This window comes from Bartonella sp. AC130YNZD (assembly GCF_042196865.1).
Taxonomy (GTDB): Bacteria; Pseudomonadota; Alphaproteobacteria; order Rhizobiales; family Rhizobiaceae; genus Bartonella.
Genome location: NZ_JBHIQZ010000001.1, coordinates 1 through 16,248, shown reverse-complemented (window position 1 = coordinate 16,248; position 16,248 = coordinate 1). Strand labels below are relative to the sequence as shown.

The following is a 16,248-nucleotide window of genomic DNA, read 5'->3' as shown; positions in this document are numbered from 1 at the left end:
GACCAATAAAGGAGATGCTTTCTGCTTTGTTATTGTTTGGGCATAGATTTCATTATCAATAACCGTATAGGATAAGCTTATGGGAGATAGCTTTTCGATTCGAAATGAAATGGCTTTTAAAGCCACATTAAAAGCTTTAAGAAACCATGCCGCAAAGGATGGGGTCTATGATATTCGTCGGCATTTTGTAGAAGATGAACAGCGTTTTTCCCATTTTTCCCTCAGACTTGATGATCTTCTTTTCGATTTTTCAAAATGTGGTGTGACATTTAAAACATTGCAAATTCTAGATGATTTAGCGGTCGCAGCAGATGTGTTAGGCCGGCGTGATGCAATGTTTTCTGGTAAGGCGATTAATACAACTGAAAAACGCTCAGTTCTTCATATTGCATTACGTTTACCTGCTGATGAAATTTTCATGTTGGATGGTCATAATCTTATTCGCGATATTCAAGACGTCCTTGAAGATATGGAAAGATTTTCTGAAAAGGTGCGTGATGGAAGCTATAAGGGAAGCAGTGGCGAGAGAATAAGTGATATTGTCAATATTGGTATTGGTGGTTCTGATCTTGGTCCTGCAATGGTCACATATGCTTTAAAACCTTATCATGATGGTCCACAGTGTCATTTTGTTTCGAATGCTGACAGTGCCCATATTTCTGATACTCTCTCTATTTTGAATCCAGCAACAACGCTGTTTGTCATTGCTTCTAAAACTTTTACAACGGCTGAAACAATGGTCAATGCTCAAGTTGCACGTCAGTGGATTTGTTCACATTTAGGAGAAGAAGCCGTTTGTACGCATTTTGTTGCTGTTTCAAGTGCGCTTGATAAAGTGGCAGAATTTGGCATAGATTCCACAAGAGTTTTTAAATTTTGGAATTGGGTTGGAGGACGTTATTCAATTTGGTCAGCCATTGGACTTGTTGTTATGTTTGCAATAGGTGGTGGAAATTTTCGCCAATTTCTCAATGGTGCTTTGCAAATGGACCAACATTTTAAAACTATGCCTTTACATAAAAATATTCCTATTCGTTTTGCTCTTTTAGGATTCTGGCATCGTGTTATTTGTGGTTATTCATCACGTTCGATCATTCCTTATGCACAGCGTTTAATACATTTTCCAGCTTATTTACAACAGCTTGATATGGAATCAAATGGTAAGCAAGTCTCGCTGGATGGAAAACCATTAAGTTTTTCAAGTGGTCCAATTGTTTGGGGGGATTCAGGAACAAATAGTCAACATGCTTTTTTTCAGCTTCTGCATCAAGGAACAGATATTATTCCTGTAGAATTTATTTTATTTATAAAAGGGCATGAGAAAAAATTACATTCTATGTATGAGATGTTGCTAGCAAACGGTTTAGCACAATCAAAAGCCTTGATGAAGGGGCGTAGTATTGAAGATGCTCGGCATATCTTGATAAAAAATGGAGTTGATGAGGGTGAAGCAGACCATTTAGCACGTCATAGAAGTTTTAAAGGAAACCGTCCCAGCATTACGCTGGTTCAAGATTCATTAACACCTTTTGCACTCGGTCGTCTTATTGCGCTTTATGAACATCGCACTTTTGTTGAAGGGATTTTAATGAATATTAATTCATTTGATCAATGGGGTGTTGAACTTGGTAAAGAATTAGCAAACGAGTTATTACCAATTCTTCGTGGAGAAAGTAAAGCGGATAATCGTGATAGTTCAACATTAGGGTTGCTAGCACATATTCAAGCAAGACGTGCAAAATAAATATAATTTTACAGTAGTTTTTGTACTAACTAAGCAAAAGTAGAATGAGAGAGAAATATGAGATAATTCTTTAATTTTACTATACGTTCTCTTATTATCTGGATTAGATTTATGTAACAGAAAATCAAAAAAGTGCAAAAATTGTAAAAATGAGAATTTATTCGCAAAAACGATAAAGACCTTTGAGAGGTCTTTGAAAACCCTTTGAGAACACCTTAAAAACTCTTGAAAAAAAATAAATTGGTACAAAACCTAGTGGCAAAATATACAAAACCCGCTGGCAAGCTACAACAACAACTGGCAAGCTACAATATCGCTTTATAAACTGTGGCGGAGAGAGAGGGATTTGAACCCCCGATAGAGTTGCCCCTATGCCGCATTTCGAGTGCGGTGCTTTCAACCACTCAGCCATCTCTCCATAATAAAGTGAAACAAAAATCGGCACTATTTGAGTGTATAAGGGTAGATAACCTTCAATTGTTTTTGGTACAACCTTTTTTTCTTTTTTATGGGACTTTATTGACAGAGAATAGAAATTCCTTCATATATACAAAATATAAGCGTGGGGAAATCTGCGCATATTTGTGTTGAAGAAGGTTTTATCCTTCTTTGAGATCTATTACGACTGATAAAAAGCAGCCTATTTTCCCTTATTTCAAGGCAGAAATTAAATAAGAGCTGGAGTGAACGGAAGGATAAAAAATGTTCGCAGTCATTAAAACTGGTGGTAAGCAATACCGCATTGTTGCTAATCAAGTGGTAAAAGTTGAAAAAGTTAGTGGAAATGCGGGTGATGTAGTTGAATTCAATGACATATTAATGGTTGGGCAAGAAGGTAATGCGGTTATTGGTATCCCTGTCGTTGTTGATGCATTGGTGACAGCTGAGATTTTAGAACAGGCACGTGGACGCAAGGTTATCGCATTTAAGAAGCGCCGTCGTCAAAATTCTAAACGCACGCGTGGCCATCGTCAAGAATTTACGAGGCTTCGTGTTTTAGAAATTTTAATGGGTGGTTCAGAACCTAAAAAAGTTGCTGCGAAACCGATAAAAGAAGAAGAAACTAAAGAAACAAAAGCTGCTGTTTCTGTTGAGAAGACGGCTAAAAAAACGGTTGAAAAAAAGACTGCGCCGCAGAAGAAAGCGTCTGTAGCATCAAAGAGTAAGAAAGATTAAAGGAGAGCGTCTATGGCACATAAAAAAGCTGGTGGTTCCTCGCGTAATGGTCGTGATTCAGAATCGAAACGTCTAGGCGTTAAAAAATTTGGTGGTGAAACCGTTATTGCCGGAAATATTATTATTCGCCAGCGTGGTACACGTTGGCATCCTGGAAACAATGTCGGCATTGGAAAAGACCATACGCTTTTTGCATTATCAAATGGAAAGGTTTCTTTTCAACGCAAAGCGGGTAATCGTTCCTATGTTTCAGTCATTCCTATGGTGGAGGCAGCAGAGTAATCTGTAACACTTTCTAGCCATCAACGGGATTTCATTGAATTGTAGTTGTGGTTTTATAAGTATTCAAAGGGAAAGATGAATCTCATCTTTCCCTTTTTGCGTTGGTACTATAATAAATGTAGAAGATAAAAAGGTAGAATTGGGGAAATGGCTTTTCTCAATGAGGGAAAAAGTTTGTGCGCTGTTATGTTAGTATTTAAGTACTGAACATATTGATATTATGATAGAGTTTGTTGATAAGTTTCTGTATAATAATCAGTGAGGAGAGACTTTCTTTTTATGTATGAAGAAGCGTCGAGTAATTTTTTATAAGAGAAGCAGTTTGTTTTCAGAAAATTATGAGAAATTTAATGAGAGCATTATTGATGTAATCATTTTGATAAAGATGGATCTTTTTATCGGCATTGTGGTATTGATGAGTTGTCATACTGTTTTTAGGTGGTAGTGTGGATAGGTGGGGCTATTCATTTAAAAAGACATAGGGATAAAAAATCCATAAGAAGGTAGTCAAAACTACTTTGAAAGTGACGTGCATTAAGGAGTTTTCGGTAAATCGAGAGTGAAATTATATTTTTAAGGAGTACGGTGTTTAAAGATATAAAAATAACCAACGTGCAATCAGCGCCCTTCAAGAATATTTTTTCTGATTTCACTATTATTGTGTATTATTGAAAATAAACAAGCATAAGAGCTAGGGTTAAGGCAATAATTGCTTTTCATTTTTTACTTTATTTATCTTATTTGTAGAGTTTTTCTTGATTTTGGTAATTGATAATGGTGCTTGGGGGGATGTTCGTACTTTGCAAATGTGCGACAGAGGGTATTGTGTATTTGCGATATTGATTGAAGTAAAGGTGTAGTTTAAAATATATAAATATTATATATCGAGGGTTTGATATCATAAGATGGGCAGCACGGAATTTTAAAGATGATAAGTTGCATGGAGCAATTTGTAATATGTAATGAATTTATAAAGAGGGATAATAGGTTAAATAAACTTTGAGGAATCAATTAAAATATTAGCTGAAGTTACGGATGATTGGGAAGGATGCTTTCTTGTAGGGAGAATAATGAAAAGTTATGTTGGATAACTTAGGATCAACTTAGGATAATGAGAGCATTTTGAAAGCATAGTTTTTCAGGTGATTGGTGCTGTAAAAAACGGGGTTTTGTCTTTGTAAAGTAAAAGAGTAAGAGGCAGACTTGCTTATGATGGTTTTAAGCACTTAGGTGGATAATAATATCTAATTGTTTTATCGGTTATATTGAGGTATTTAAGCACCTCACTTAGCTATATTCTGTAAAATATAAAGAGAGCTGTGGTGGTATTTATAGCTTGTATTTTGGGAAATGCAGCTTTGAAAAGGAATGTATCAGAGATATTGGTGTTCAAATGTGAGGCAATTTGAATTCATGATTAGATATGAGAAAGCAGAAGCAATGAATGTAGATTTTACTGATGGTGAAATCTTGTCTATAAGATCTGTACAACTTGCAGCTGCTTTTGATCATAAAAATGATGCAATTTATGCTGCTGCTGAATTGCTTGTGCAGGTTGGTGCAGTTGATAAGTGTTATCTGGCAAGCATGCTTGCACGTGAAGAAACAACCAATACTTGGCTTGGAAATGGTATAGCCATTCCTCATGGTATGGCTGAAAATCGTGATTTAATTATCAAGGATGCTGTTGCTGTTATACAGGTGCCTGCTGGTGTTGAGTGGCAGGATGGCAAGAAAGCATATTTGGTTATTGCCATTGCAGCGTGTCCAGATCGCTATAGAGAAATTTGTAAAAAATTGACGTCTCTTTTATTTGATAAAAAACAGCTTGAAGTACTTGCAACAACTATGGACAAACAGCAAATTGTTACAACTTTGTTTGACCAAGAGATGAAGATAGAAAAAACTTTTATTGGTGACCTTTCGGTGTGTCAGGAATGGACTTTAGATTATCCAAGTGGTCTTCATGCACGACCAGCTTCTCTATGGGTTGATTTTGCGAAAAAGGCTCAAAACTCTATCAGAGTTCGCCATGGTCAATATACCGTTGAAATGAAAAATTTGGTTGGTTTATTGCAATTAGGAGCAAAAAATGGTGATGTTCTGATTTTTTCTACAGATGCTGCAGAAGGAGCACAACTTCTCAATGATGCCATTGCTATTGCAAAAAAAGTGAGTATTAGTGAAAAATGTCTGATGAGAGCAATGGAATCTCAAACAAAGGCTTTTCATGGTTGGTATCCACGCTCTATGCAAAAAGGCATTTCTGGTGTTGGAGCGAGTTCAGGATTAGCATTTGGTAAGATTTTTGTTTTAAGGCAAAATGATATTTCCATAATAGATCAGCCAATTGATTTTGCAGCTGGTGCAGCATGTCTTGAAAATGCTCTTACAAAAACAAAACATAAAATGGCATCTGTGATTTCTGATATTACAGTGCGTATGGGAGCAGATTCTGCTGCGATTTTTTCTGCGCAAATGGTTTTGCTTGAAGATGAAAATTTAATAGCTCAAGCTTGTCGTTTTATAGCGGAAGGTCATGGTGTCGCTTGGTCTTGGGATAGAGCGGTTCGTCAATTTTCAGATATGTTTTTTAAGGTAGATAATCCTTTGTTAGCAGCACGTGCTGTTAATTTAGTTGATGTTGGTCGACGTGTTTTAGGTGAAATCAATCCATCCTATAGATCGTTCTTTTTAAATGATATTCCACATGGTGTAATTCTGGTTACAAATGACCTTTCTCCTTCTGATGTAGCACAACTTGATTGTACAAGGGTAAAAGGATTAGCAACAGCATGGGGAGGTCCATTATCTCATACAGCTATTTTGGCGCGTACTCTTGGTATTCCAATGGTTGTTGCTGCAGGTGATGATATTTTAGTAATTCAGTCTGATATTCAGGCTATTATTGATGGCGATAACGGGTTTATTTACCTTGATCCTACGCTTGAAGACGTTGAAGATGCTCAAAGGCATATTGATACTGTTGCGCAAAAACGTGTCAGTGAAATAAATGCATGTAGATTACCAGCGCAAACGACAGATGGTCAAAGAATTCGTATCATGGCTAATGTCAACTACGCAAATCAGGTTCCTGTTGCGCTTGATTTAGGGGCTGAAGGTGTTGGACTCATGCGCACGGAATTTTTGTTTTTAGAGAATCCATATATTCCGGATGAAGAGCTACAATTTAATATATATCGGGCGATGATTACAGCTGTAGGAGATAAGCCATTAATTATTCGTGCACTTGATATTGGTGGAGATAAACAGGTTACGCATTTACATTTATCTAAAGAGGACAATCCTTTTTTAGGTGTTCGAGGAACGCGGCTTTTGTTACGTCGACGTGATCTTTTTGTGCCTCAATTACGTGCTTTATATCGAGCGGCAAAAGAGGGTGGAGATCTATGGATTGTGTTTCCGATGGTCATGTCTGTTTCAGAGATTGTCGCTATAAAAAAGATTGCAGAAGAAATCCGCAACGATATTAATGCACCAAAATTAAAACTTGGTATTATGATCGAAGTTCCAGCAGCGGCCATTATGGCAGATGTATTGAGCGCCCATGTTGATTTTTTTTCAATTGGAACCAATGACCTAACACAGTATACAATGGCTGTTGATCGGCAAAATCCGTACCTTGTATCTGAAGCTGATAGCCTTGATCCAGCAGTTTTGCGTATGATTTATCAGACTATTCAGGGAGCTGCACAACATAAGTGTTGGGTTAGTGTATGTGGTGGTATGGCTGGAGATCCTTTTGGTGCAATGATTTTGACTGGATTGGGAATTAATGAGCTTTCTATGATATCTTGCGATATTTCTCCAGTAAAGGCGTGTTTACAGACTCATAGTTTTGAAGATATGAAAATTTTAGCACAAAAAGCATTACAATGTGAAACTGCACGAGCTGTACGTGCTCTAAGCAAGGGTATAAGGTGATAAAGAACATTAAGGGGAAAGAACGAGCTCATTTTGCAGACTAATCAGATCTTTAGTGCTGTAAAACATTAATACAGTATATTAATTTATAATGGTAATTTATCGTTTTACATAATGAGAACCCTGAATATTGTAGGTTTTTTTCGTTTTAAAGTTCTCTATATTTAATTAATAAAAATTACTCTTTTATACATTACAAGGAGGAGTAATGTATGGATAAAAACACTCTAAGAAAGAATAAATTCCTTTTATGCATTCTCTCAAATAGCAATAGATATTTTAACATTAGGCGACAAATAGCTTGATAGTACTTGGCTTTTACTTTTTATTTAAGGAAAGATGATGCTATCCAATAGATTTTATACCATTCATAGATACCGTATGAGGTAGATGTGGCAAGCTTTAAGAGATGTTTTTTTACAAACGTGTGGATGAGAAAGAAAATAGTATTTTTAGAGTATTCTGTTTTGTGATGAGACCATATCACGCTTAAAGAATGCGATAATCAAAAGTATGAAGTAATACGTAATTTCTTTTAAATAATTGAGATTACTTTAGATATTTTGAAAACTGTAAAGCTGAATTTAAAAGTATATGGTAAAAATGAAAACAGGTTTGCATTTTTATTATTTTGTATTTGATCAAAATGAGACTATTTTTTCATTTCAGAAAATAAAATATATTCATACATATTAAATTAAAAATGCAAAGTTTTTTTCTGAATTTTATTTTCTTTAGTATCAACTAAATATAGAAGTGTGAAATTGAATAGAGGATTTAGAGTAGGGCTTATTATATAATCCTATGAAAGAGAAAACTGACACCATCACACTATTTTACAGCTCTCAATGTTGCAAAAATTCGTGCTATTTAAGAAAATGCATAAGAGCCACTTATCCTCTCTTAAAATGTTCTTCCCCCACATACCATCCCTTCCTATGACGTATAAGTAAGTGATTTTAATTATTTGGTTGTGTAAAACTATGGACTGTATGCCAATTTTAAGAGAAGTATTTTTTTTGTGAAGCAGAAAGTGCGTAAATGAGCATGAAAGTTTATAACTGGTGACAATCTTTTTATTCTCATTATTGTATTCTACAAACCTATCCACGAAAAAAGTTTTTTCTTAAAAAGAAGGGATGTGCTTGTTATTCAACAGATAAAAGCTCTTACTTTAATAAATGAATTTGTTTTTTGGGTTTTGAATGTATAGTTTAGACTTGCACGTTATTTCTTTCTGGGTATAGTGCAAACTTCTGGAGAGGTGGCCGAGTGGTTGAAGGCGCACGCCTGGAACGCGTGTATATGGGAAACCATATCGAGGGTTCGAATCCCTCTCTCTCCGCCATTAATTTAAAACGAACTTTCATATGCTTGATATGACATAGTTTAAAAAGCTCAGCATTTGCAGGATTTTTTATTGTTTGAAATTGACTAGTTCGCGCCGATCTATGCCTGTCATTATGTACACTTAGAAATTACTATTGAATTTTCATCAATTTTATAATTTCTAAGCTCCTCTTCTCTCGATCTTTAGATAACCTGATCTAGCATAAACGATCTCTTCAAATATCATTAAAGGATTTTTGCCATTATCACTAACTTCTGGTAGAGCTTTTAGAATTAATGGTGATCATAGTGCTATTTGCAATTTTGTTGATTAACGGGCTAAATGCGTTTTATCCACATCAGAGATAACGAATACCTCAGCTTTTTTCACGCAATGTGCTCATTTAAAATTAATGTCATGAATATTTGTACAAAATTTTTATCTATACGATAATCAAAAAAAGGCTGACGTAATATAATAATTGAACATCATTCATGCGGCACTTTCTTTTATCTCTAAGCTTTGTATGTAAATAGATAGTCCGTGCAAAATAAATAAAGGGGCGCAAAAGCCTATAAATACACACAGGACGTATAATATAGAAAATGAAAAAAATTTTCCTGCATATAAAAGCACAATAGAGAATAAAGCTGTTATAATGCGCACACTGGCATCGCCTGCCAAAATAACCTCGGCTAAATTTTCACTAGGTGTGATAGCTTGTCCAATTGTTATTCCCGATACCCTAAAATAAAATTGCCCAATACCTAATAAAAACCCCATGATATAAAGGGAATATTGAGTAAAATTTAAATATAAAACAAAAGAGATTGCGATCACGGCAAAAGCCGGTGCCCCCCATACAAAAAAACGAATTAAAGATGGAAATTTCCGTAAATAATAAGATGAGATAAGACCATTGATCACAAAACCCAGTGCTGACAAAGCAAAAATAGAATTTTGAATAGCTGTAAATTTTATGTTATCTGATGTTATAGAAGCAAGAGCAAGTGGCAATAAAACAATAGGCCCCGTATAGAGAGAATTATTCAAAATACGATTAATCGTTAAAAACCGCAACGCAGAAATCCGCCAAAGGCATCTAAAACCAACTCCATAAGCCTTTTGAGATGGCTTTTTTAATAGCTCTTTTACTCTGTTTAGGTGTTGTATAGACTTTATACGAAACCATAAGCTGGCATTCAAAAGATAGATAAATACAATAAAGGCTATGGCTATTTTGTGCCCCAAATGCGCAATTATAAAATATATAAGCAACGGGGATATAATAACAAAAAACTGACAGCAACTAGTATAAAATGCAAAAATTCCAGCTTTTTGTTTGGGAGCTGGAACCAGCAGATTCAAGGCACTATTGTTATTTGGATTATCAGCCCCCATCAAGAGAGAAAGTAAAAAAAATACAAATAAAATAAGTACCGGATTGTTCATAAATAATAAGAAAGACAATAAACAAGCGCAAATAATTTGACTATAAAACCCAATTATAAAGCCTTGATAGTGCGCCAACACATTTCCCAAACATAAACCAGCAATTCCAATTGCGATTAAATTAACGACATTTAAAGTAGCAGACGCTTTTCCCGTTGTATCTTGGAATTGTAACAAAGAAAGACCAATAGATAATATACCACTAGCACAAAAACTCGTCAAACAACCAACCACAATCATAAGAAAAACAGAATTACGCAATAGCCTCTTCCCTTTTAAACAGAGATTCAAGCCATTTTATGATTTTCTCCATTGTCGAATATGTTTCGGGACTAAATTCCAGTTTTTCGTAAAATTTTAGTCTAAATGCGTTATAGACACTTATTTTTCGCAAGTCATCTGTCAGCATGAATTCTATACTTGACAACGTTGTACCCATAGATTGAGACAAATAATAGGAAATTACTTTCCAATACATATAAGTACGCTCTCTTGCCAAATAATTTTCCAAGGCATATTTCAAATGACAACCACTTAAAATATATTTCGGACAATGGTGCAACGGATAATAATTATAAATAGCATCCGCTTCATGTGTGGGACAAGAAGAAATATTAATATTTTTATCATTTCACAATATTATAAAAACGCTCAGTGAGCAGATCTTCCAAATTTAGTCTAGTCACAACAAGATTGGTTGCTAATTTTTGAGAAATATGAGACCAAGCCAATCTTACTACTAAAGTTCCAATAACCTTTAAGTCAGATTCTGAATAAGCTTTTTTAAAATTCTCCACCCATATGTCTCTGTGACATATAATAACGGGCTCATCTCGTCTGAATGAACAAGATGTAATTCTAAACCAATATTATCACAAAGTTTTGAGCTCTTGAATTCTCCGTATCCTAATCTGGTATTCCTAAATCATCATAGGAACTAAGAATTTTTAAGTATTCCAACTTTTATTAAACTTTGTAACAATCTATTGGAATCTCCCCTTCACTGACTTCGACAATTATTTTCTCACCACTACAAGAACAAAAAATTATCTTTGAATTTGCTTACTTTTAGAAAGAAAAATGAGTAATACTTTTCCTTAACTAAAAGAAACACGCTCTATACCTTTTTCTTTATGATTATCAAAAAACTATCCCGTTACAATTAACCATCAATTATTAGAATAATATTCTGCGTTTAGCTTAATAAACTGTTATAATCAATGTTTTTCTCTGTTCTAAAAATCAGTGCTTTTCATTCTAGAGATACTCGTAATTGCTGTAAAATCTTTCCCAAAAAAGCCCCCTTAAACATTGCTATTAACACGATCTTCCTGAGAAGTTTTATACATACACACTACATTATACGGAATGCTATGTATTTTAAAACTTACTCAACTAACAAACATCTTTTAATGGACAAAATAAATCACGAAATTTGTGTGCTGTCATAATTCGAAAAACAATCATATATCTTCCTCCAATGATAGACGATGTCATTAGAAGAAAGCTTTAATGATATTGGTAGAATAAATTAACCAGAAAAAATTGCAGCGCTGATGGAATAAATTTTATTTTATACCTTGTAATTCTATCTAAATTTTAATCATTTTTGTTAAAGGTTCTTATGCAATTTTTTCTACATTCAGCATCATTTTTCCACTTGTTGGCAACAAAAGATTAATAGCTAAATTCACCTATGTCATCATAGTTCTTTTTTGGGTAAAATAGGACATCTTCAATTTCGATATATAAATATTTTAATTCTTTAATATATTCTCTTCACATGCTTTAGATTAACAACACAACAAAACTCAAAATAAAAATATTTATTTTACTTAAGTTATTGAATATTATTTAAAAAGTATGGAAATAAAGTGATGCAATATTTAAAAATTCAAATCCATCTACATTTTAGAGTCATCACGCATTGTAATAGCAGTTTTCATTAGGTATACTAAATATGCTTGATAACTTTTCTGCTTCATGCTTGTAGGGAGTTTCAGATAGAGATAATACCAGAATCCATTCGTGAATGCTCGACAATAAAGCTGTAAACAAAATTATTTCCTTTTTGTTTAATCCGTTAAGCTTGATCCATTTTTTTCCTAAAGAATAACGTTCTATTTTGTGCTGTAAAATGCCGTTTCTGAAAAGTTTCTACGTTGGTTTGGGTAGAGGACGTAAACTGCATAGCCTTATTTTCCGCAGAATCTATGGGCACATTATGGGAAGCAGGAGTAAAAGAATAAAATCCTGTATGAGAAAGAATCCATTAAAGAGCGTGCGGTTACCCATCTCTAATATCTCCAATAGTGAGATTTTCTGTAGCAATTGCATATATGCATCCTACATCTGCCCCAATTGATTTGTGCCTTGTATCGGCAGGTAGATGTATAATATCTCCTGGTGTACAGGTTATATGTTTTTCGCTATAGAAAAAATCTAGCTCTCCCTCTATAATTAAGAGAGTTTCATCGACCTGGTGAATATGCCAATCGTGTATTTTTTTTGGAAAATCTCTTTGTATCTCTATTGATCCTTGCTCTGGAAGCGTCATTTTGAATATATCACAGATATTTTTATTTAATTTAATTTTAGAAAACTTAATCATTATCGTGTTTCATTAGATGATATGAGCAAGGTAGGGATTCAATAGTGTTGTCTTGCAGAAAATATTGCGTCCATTCTCTATTTTGGGGTTCGCCATATTTTCCTAAAAAAGGAGATTTTGTGATAATATCAAAAGGTTCAAGCTTTTTTCCTACAACGAGAATGCATTTTGTTCTGTAGAGAGAAGATCAGAAAAAACACTTAAGCTGGAAAGTTAACATAAATATAGAACTTACTTAATTCTGTTTATATAAGACGGGGTATTGCAAACTATGAATATAGGTTCGCTATGAAAGCAGAACTCCCATAGACGATTGTACATATTTTTTGTGTATACTTAGGTCATTCTCGGTTGTCAAAATCTCGCAAATTTTTAAGCATAGATCAGAATTTTTCTCTATAAACTTCGATACTTTGTATGGGACCGGCTCCTCGAATGCAACAAAAGATGTGTTCTTTCCAAAACTTTTATAATTATCGCAATAAGTTATCAGATCTTCCATCATATTTTTTGAGGTTAGCTTGTTGTAAAACCCAAATCTAAGCATATTTTTTGAGTATCCATTTACACCGAATAGGCAGAAAAGTCCTAATTGTGTTATTCATGGTTGGATTGAATTCTTTAAAAATGATTTGCTTCCATTTTTAATATTTGTCTATATTTTCAATTGTTTGCGCTGCTGAATCCATGTTTTCCTCCCAATTGTTGTATTTTATAAGAAATTGCTACGAATGATCCTCTCCAAAGCTGATAATTCATCATCATTGTGTCCCCAAATTGCTATAATAGCTGGGCAGGTATTTAAATAGATGGTTAGGGGGAGGGGCTCGTTTTCTTTAAAAAAGAGCATAAAATGAACCACATTTTCCCAAGAATGAAGCTTTTGCCGCCATACGTTAACATCTTTTATAATATGACCGTCGATTTCGTTGATAAGGAAGATAATACGCCCTTTTTTCTTAAAGCGACTTGGTGTTTGCGAAAACATGCCTGCAATAAGGTTAACGGAGCTTTCAAGTAAATCATCTTCATAGCAATGTGCGAACAAGGTGGGTGCAATTCCTCCGTGGAGGCGGGCTCCTACTTCGATCATTACTGGACCGCGAGCTGTTTGCATGATTTCCATGTGCGCAGGTCCATATTCAATCCCCAGCGCGCGAATGCATTGTTTTGCATAAGAGATAAGAGAGGCATAAGAGGGATCTTGAGAATCAAGCACATCAAGCGTTTCATAAACAAAAGTACTTCCATTATGAATACCTTTTTTATATCGTGACAAACTACATATTTTTATAGCCTCTCCCTTTACAACGGCATCGACGATGTATTCCTCTCCCTCCAATCTTTCTTGGAGCAAATAGTCCTCGTTAGGTGCGCCAAAAATATTTTTTTTCTTCCAGTCGTTTTCAGAGGTCCACGTTAATACTTCCTCAAGATTAGAGAAAAACAAAACACCATCACTCCCTGCAGAATCATTTGGCTTTACCACATAGCCGCTGTGGCTTTCAAAACCATCGAGAGTACAATCGTTTTTTGTAAGAATCTTTGATCGGATGTAAGATAAACCATTTTCACAAAGGCGTTTTTGCATCGCTGCTTTTTTCCGTCGCCAATCGGTAGTCAAGGGGTTATTCCCAAGACAACCATAATAAGCCGCCAATTGCTCTGCACAATAGATACCTCTTTCGGCACCCGCTATTACAGCCTCTATCGTGCCGATAGGAAAGCGTTTCTTTATCTCATCTACATTATGAAGCTTCGCTTCTGCCATGCCCTCTCCCTGATAAGAAAGTATATAGTGTGAAAAAGGAGCTTGTTGAGAGACAACACCATAACAAGCATAGCCTAATTTTTGCAAAGCAGGGCCATAGAGGGCACCCGTGGAGAAAGGATCGACAATAAGAATAGGTTTTCTCATACTTTGTTCCGCTGCGATAAAAGGAAAAGAACATAAATAAAGATTATCAACCCTATAAGGGGGAGAAGATAAACAGCTGCTTGAGGACCCATAAGGGGAGAGCTCGTAAGAAGACCAAGGATAACATAACTGCCGATTGGGAGAGAGTATAAAGCATGCCGCTATAGCTTCCCACCAGCTCTGCTTGAGCCTCTGTTTTGGTCGCTTCAATCGTATGTTTGCGGGCATTAATTCGCATGGTATTCATTGAAAAGCCAATAAAAAAGCAAAAGACCACAGCCAAATAGGGCGATTGTGTGGTGCTAAAAATAAGATCAGCTACGCTCAACATAAGGGCTGGGAGAATAAATTCAAAACGAGGGATTTTGATAAAAGCAGCCAAAAAAGCGCTCACGCCCGCAACCGCACTGCAAAGCCCATAATATTCAGAGCCAAAATTTTTCACACTCTGAAAAAGAATAGTTGCCAGCGTATTATAAGCGCAAATATGAAAGCCAATAAGTCCTATGCAGACGCATAAAAGTTTAAGCTCACGGGAGAGCCCATCCACTTGCGGTGTAGGTGTGCTGGCTTCTTACCAGTTGCAAGTGCTGTGGTATCTGTAGCATTATATTCATCAGAAAAGATGATATATTCGGCTATAAGGCTTATAATGATGTCAAACACACAAAGTGTCACAATCAAACCATTATAACCGATTTCAGCTGCTGCCCCTCGAGGGCTGGTCGCTTCTAAGAGATAACCACTTAGTGCTGCTCCCAAAAAGGCGCCAATTTGCACCACTGTTTGCATAATGCGGGAAGCCTTTTGGGCGCTAATATAACCACTAAGTGCTAGTTTAGTATTATAAGTCTCGAGTGTGCTTAAGGTAATCAAAGAGAGATAGCCGATAGAGATAGAGACAGCGATAAAACCAAAGGGGAAATCAGCGTAATGGAAAAGTGCAATCAATAAAAGAAGGCTATAGATAATGATCCGCCTTTTGTATAAATCGACCAACCGCAGTGAGGCTTTAATGCACACAAGACCGCTTTTTTTTCAAAAGATAGGGCATAAGGGTGCCCAAAGCCATGGTTACGCCCAGGAAAACCGATGAGGATGTTATGCGATAAGCATTCCAAAAATTACTTAAGAATAGAACCATATCAGAAAGATACAGCAGGACAACAAGCCCATAAAACCGAAACATCAGTTTATCCGATATAATATCAAAAAACACAATAAAGTCAATAGTTTACTTGCAATTATTTTATATGAATTCACTCAAGAATCCATCTTTTTATGTATGATTCATTTGACCATTTTTTATATAAGATTGGCATCTATGAATAGACCATAAAAAGAAAATCATGATGTAAATATTATAACGCATGGTTGCATTCAAATGAAATGAAAAGCAGATATCATTCATAACAGTTTATAAATTTTATGATACGTTTTTATCACAGCACAAATCACATTGTTTAAAAATTTAGTCGTTTGGAATTATCGATAACATACGTTTAAAGATCCCATCTTGTTTTAAAGATTGGATTGTTAATCACATGATAAAAACATAAAATTACAGTTTTCAAAATTGAGAAGCGTAAAATCTAAAAATGCTATAGCAATATCTTATTACCTATAAGAGGGTAATCGTTTGAAACTGTTATAAGATAAATTGTACCAAAAGATACGCATTTATAGAAAATAGAGATCATATAATTTTTCCAAAAATTGGGAAAAACCTCTAAAATGGCATTAAAGAAATTAACTGTTTGAACCTGTCATAAGCTTATAGGTTTAATTTA

12 protein-coding genes and 2 tRNA genes are annotated in these 16,248 nt (G+C 35.1%); 5 read left to right on the top strand and 9 right to left on the bottom strand.

Translation table 11 applies throughout. The features are described from left to right. The first annotated feature begins 79 nt into the window (after positions 1-79). Positions 80-1,744, top strand: coding sequence for a glucose-6-phosphate isomerase (pgi, locus tag ACFINU_RS00070; RefSeq protein WP_375667278.1), 1,665 nt, complete (start codon positions 80-82; stop codon positions 1,742-1,744). Positions 1,745-2,072: 328 nt separating this feature from the next. Here pgi and ACFINU_RS00065 read toward each other — a convergent pair. Next, positions 2,073-2,162, bottom strand: a tRNA-Ser gene (locus tag ACFINU_RS00065). Between the two features lie 284 nt (positions 2,163-2,446). On the opposite strand from ACFINU_RS00065, the gene rplU reads away from it, so the two are divergent. The 4 genes from rplU to ACFINU_RS00045 all read left to right on the top strand — a co-directional run bounded on the left by rplU (position 2,447) and on the right by ACFINU_RS00045 (position 8,495). Continuing rightward, positions 2,447-2,920, top strand: a complete 474-nt coding sequence (gene rplU / locus ACFINU_RS00060) for a 50S ribosomal protein L21 (protein ID WP_375617555.1) — start codon at positions 2,447-2,449, stop codon at positions 2,918-2,920. Between the two features lie 12 nt (positions 2,921-2,932). Continuing rightward, positions 2,933-3,202: a 50S ribosomal protein L27 gene (gene rpmA, locus ACFINU_RS00055; protein WP_273723965.1), complete on the top strand. Its 270-nt coding sequence runs from the start codon at positions 2,933-2,935 to the stop codon at positions 3,200-3,202. Positions 3,203-4,615: 1,413 nt separating this feature from the next. Beyond that, positions 4,616-7,147, top strand: coding sequence for a phosphoenolpyruvate--protein phosphotransferase (ptsP, locus tag ACFINU_RS00050; RefSeq protein ID WP_375617556.1), 2,532 nt, complete (start codon positions 4,616-4,618; stop codon positions 7,145-7,147). A 1,258-nt stretch (positions 7,148-8,405) separates the two neighbouring features. Beyond that, positions 8,406-8,495, top strand: a tRNA-Ser gene (locus ACFINU_RS00045). 474 nt (positions 8,496-8,969) lie between these two features. Here ACFINU_RS00045 and ACFINU_RS00040 read toward each other — a convergent pair. The 8 genes from ACFINU_RS00040 to ACFINU_RS00005 all read right to left on the bottom strand — a co-directional run bounded on the left by ACFINU_RS00040 (position 8,970) and on the right by ACFINU_RS00005 (position 15,481). Beyond that, a complete protein-coding gene (locus tag ACFINU_RS00040) occupies positions 8,970-10,190 on the bottom strand; it encodes an MFS transporter (protein ID WP_375617557.1) in 1,221 nt (406 codons plus the stop codon). 2,026 nt (positions 10,191-12,216) lie between these two features. Further along, entirely contained in the window at positions 12,217-12,540 is a 324-nt protein-coding gene (locus ACFINU_RS00035; RefSeq protein WP_375617558.1) for a cupin domain-containing protein, read from the bottom strand. After that, positions 12,533-12,664 carry a YqcI/YcgG family protein gene (locus ACFINU_RS00030; RefSeq protein WP_375639959.1) on the bottom strand — a complete coding sequence of 44 codons (132 nt, stop codon included), beginning with the start codon at positions 12,662-12,664 and terminating at the stop codon, positions 12,533-12,535. Before ACFINU_RS00030 ends, ACFINU_RS00035 begins: the two co-directional genes overlap by 8 nt. A 107-nt stretch (positions 12,665-12,771) precedes the next feature. Further along, on the bottom strand, positions 12,772-12,861 hold the full coding sequence (locus tag ACFINU_RS00025) for a YqcI/YcgG family protein (RefSeq protein WP_375606207.1): 90 nt from the start codon (positions 12,859-12,861) through the stop codon (positions 12,772-12,774). After that, positions 12,827-13,087: a hypothetical protein gene (locus ACFINU_RS00020; protein ID WP_375617559.1), complete on the bottom strand. Its 261-nt coding sequence runs from the start codon at positions 13,085-13,087 to the stop codon at positions 12,827-12,829. Before ACFINU_RS00020 ends, ACFINU_RS00025 begins: the two co-directional genes overlap by 35 nt. A gap of 165 nt (positions 13,088-13,252) precedes the next feature. Further along, positions 13,253-14,458, bottom strand: a complete 1,206-nt coding sequence (locus ACFINU_RS00015) for an ATP-grasp domain-containing protein (protein ID WP_375617560.1) — start codon at positions 14,456-14,458, stop codon at positions 13,253-13,255. A 52-nt stretch (positions 14,459-14,510) separates the two neighbouring features. Then, positions 14,511-14,903 (bottom strand): hypothetical protein, encoded by a 393-nt coding sequence (locus tag ACFINU_RS00010; protein ID WP_375617561.1) that lies wholly within the window; start codon positions 14,901-14,903, stop codon positions 14,511-14,513. A gap of 59 nt (positions 14,904-14,962) precedes the next feature. After that, positions 14,963-15,481 carry a hypothetical protein gene (locus ACFINU_RS00005; protein ID WP_375667275.1) on the bottom strand — a complete coding sequence of 173 codons (519 nt, stop codon included), beginning with the start codon at positions 15,479-15,481 and terminating at the stop codon, positions 14,963-14,965. Between the last annotated feature and the right edge of the window lie 767 nt (positions 15,482-16,248).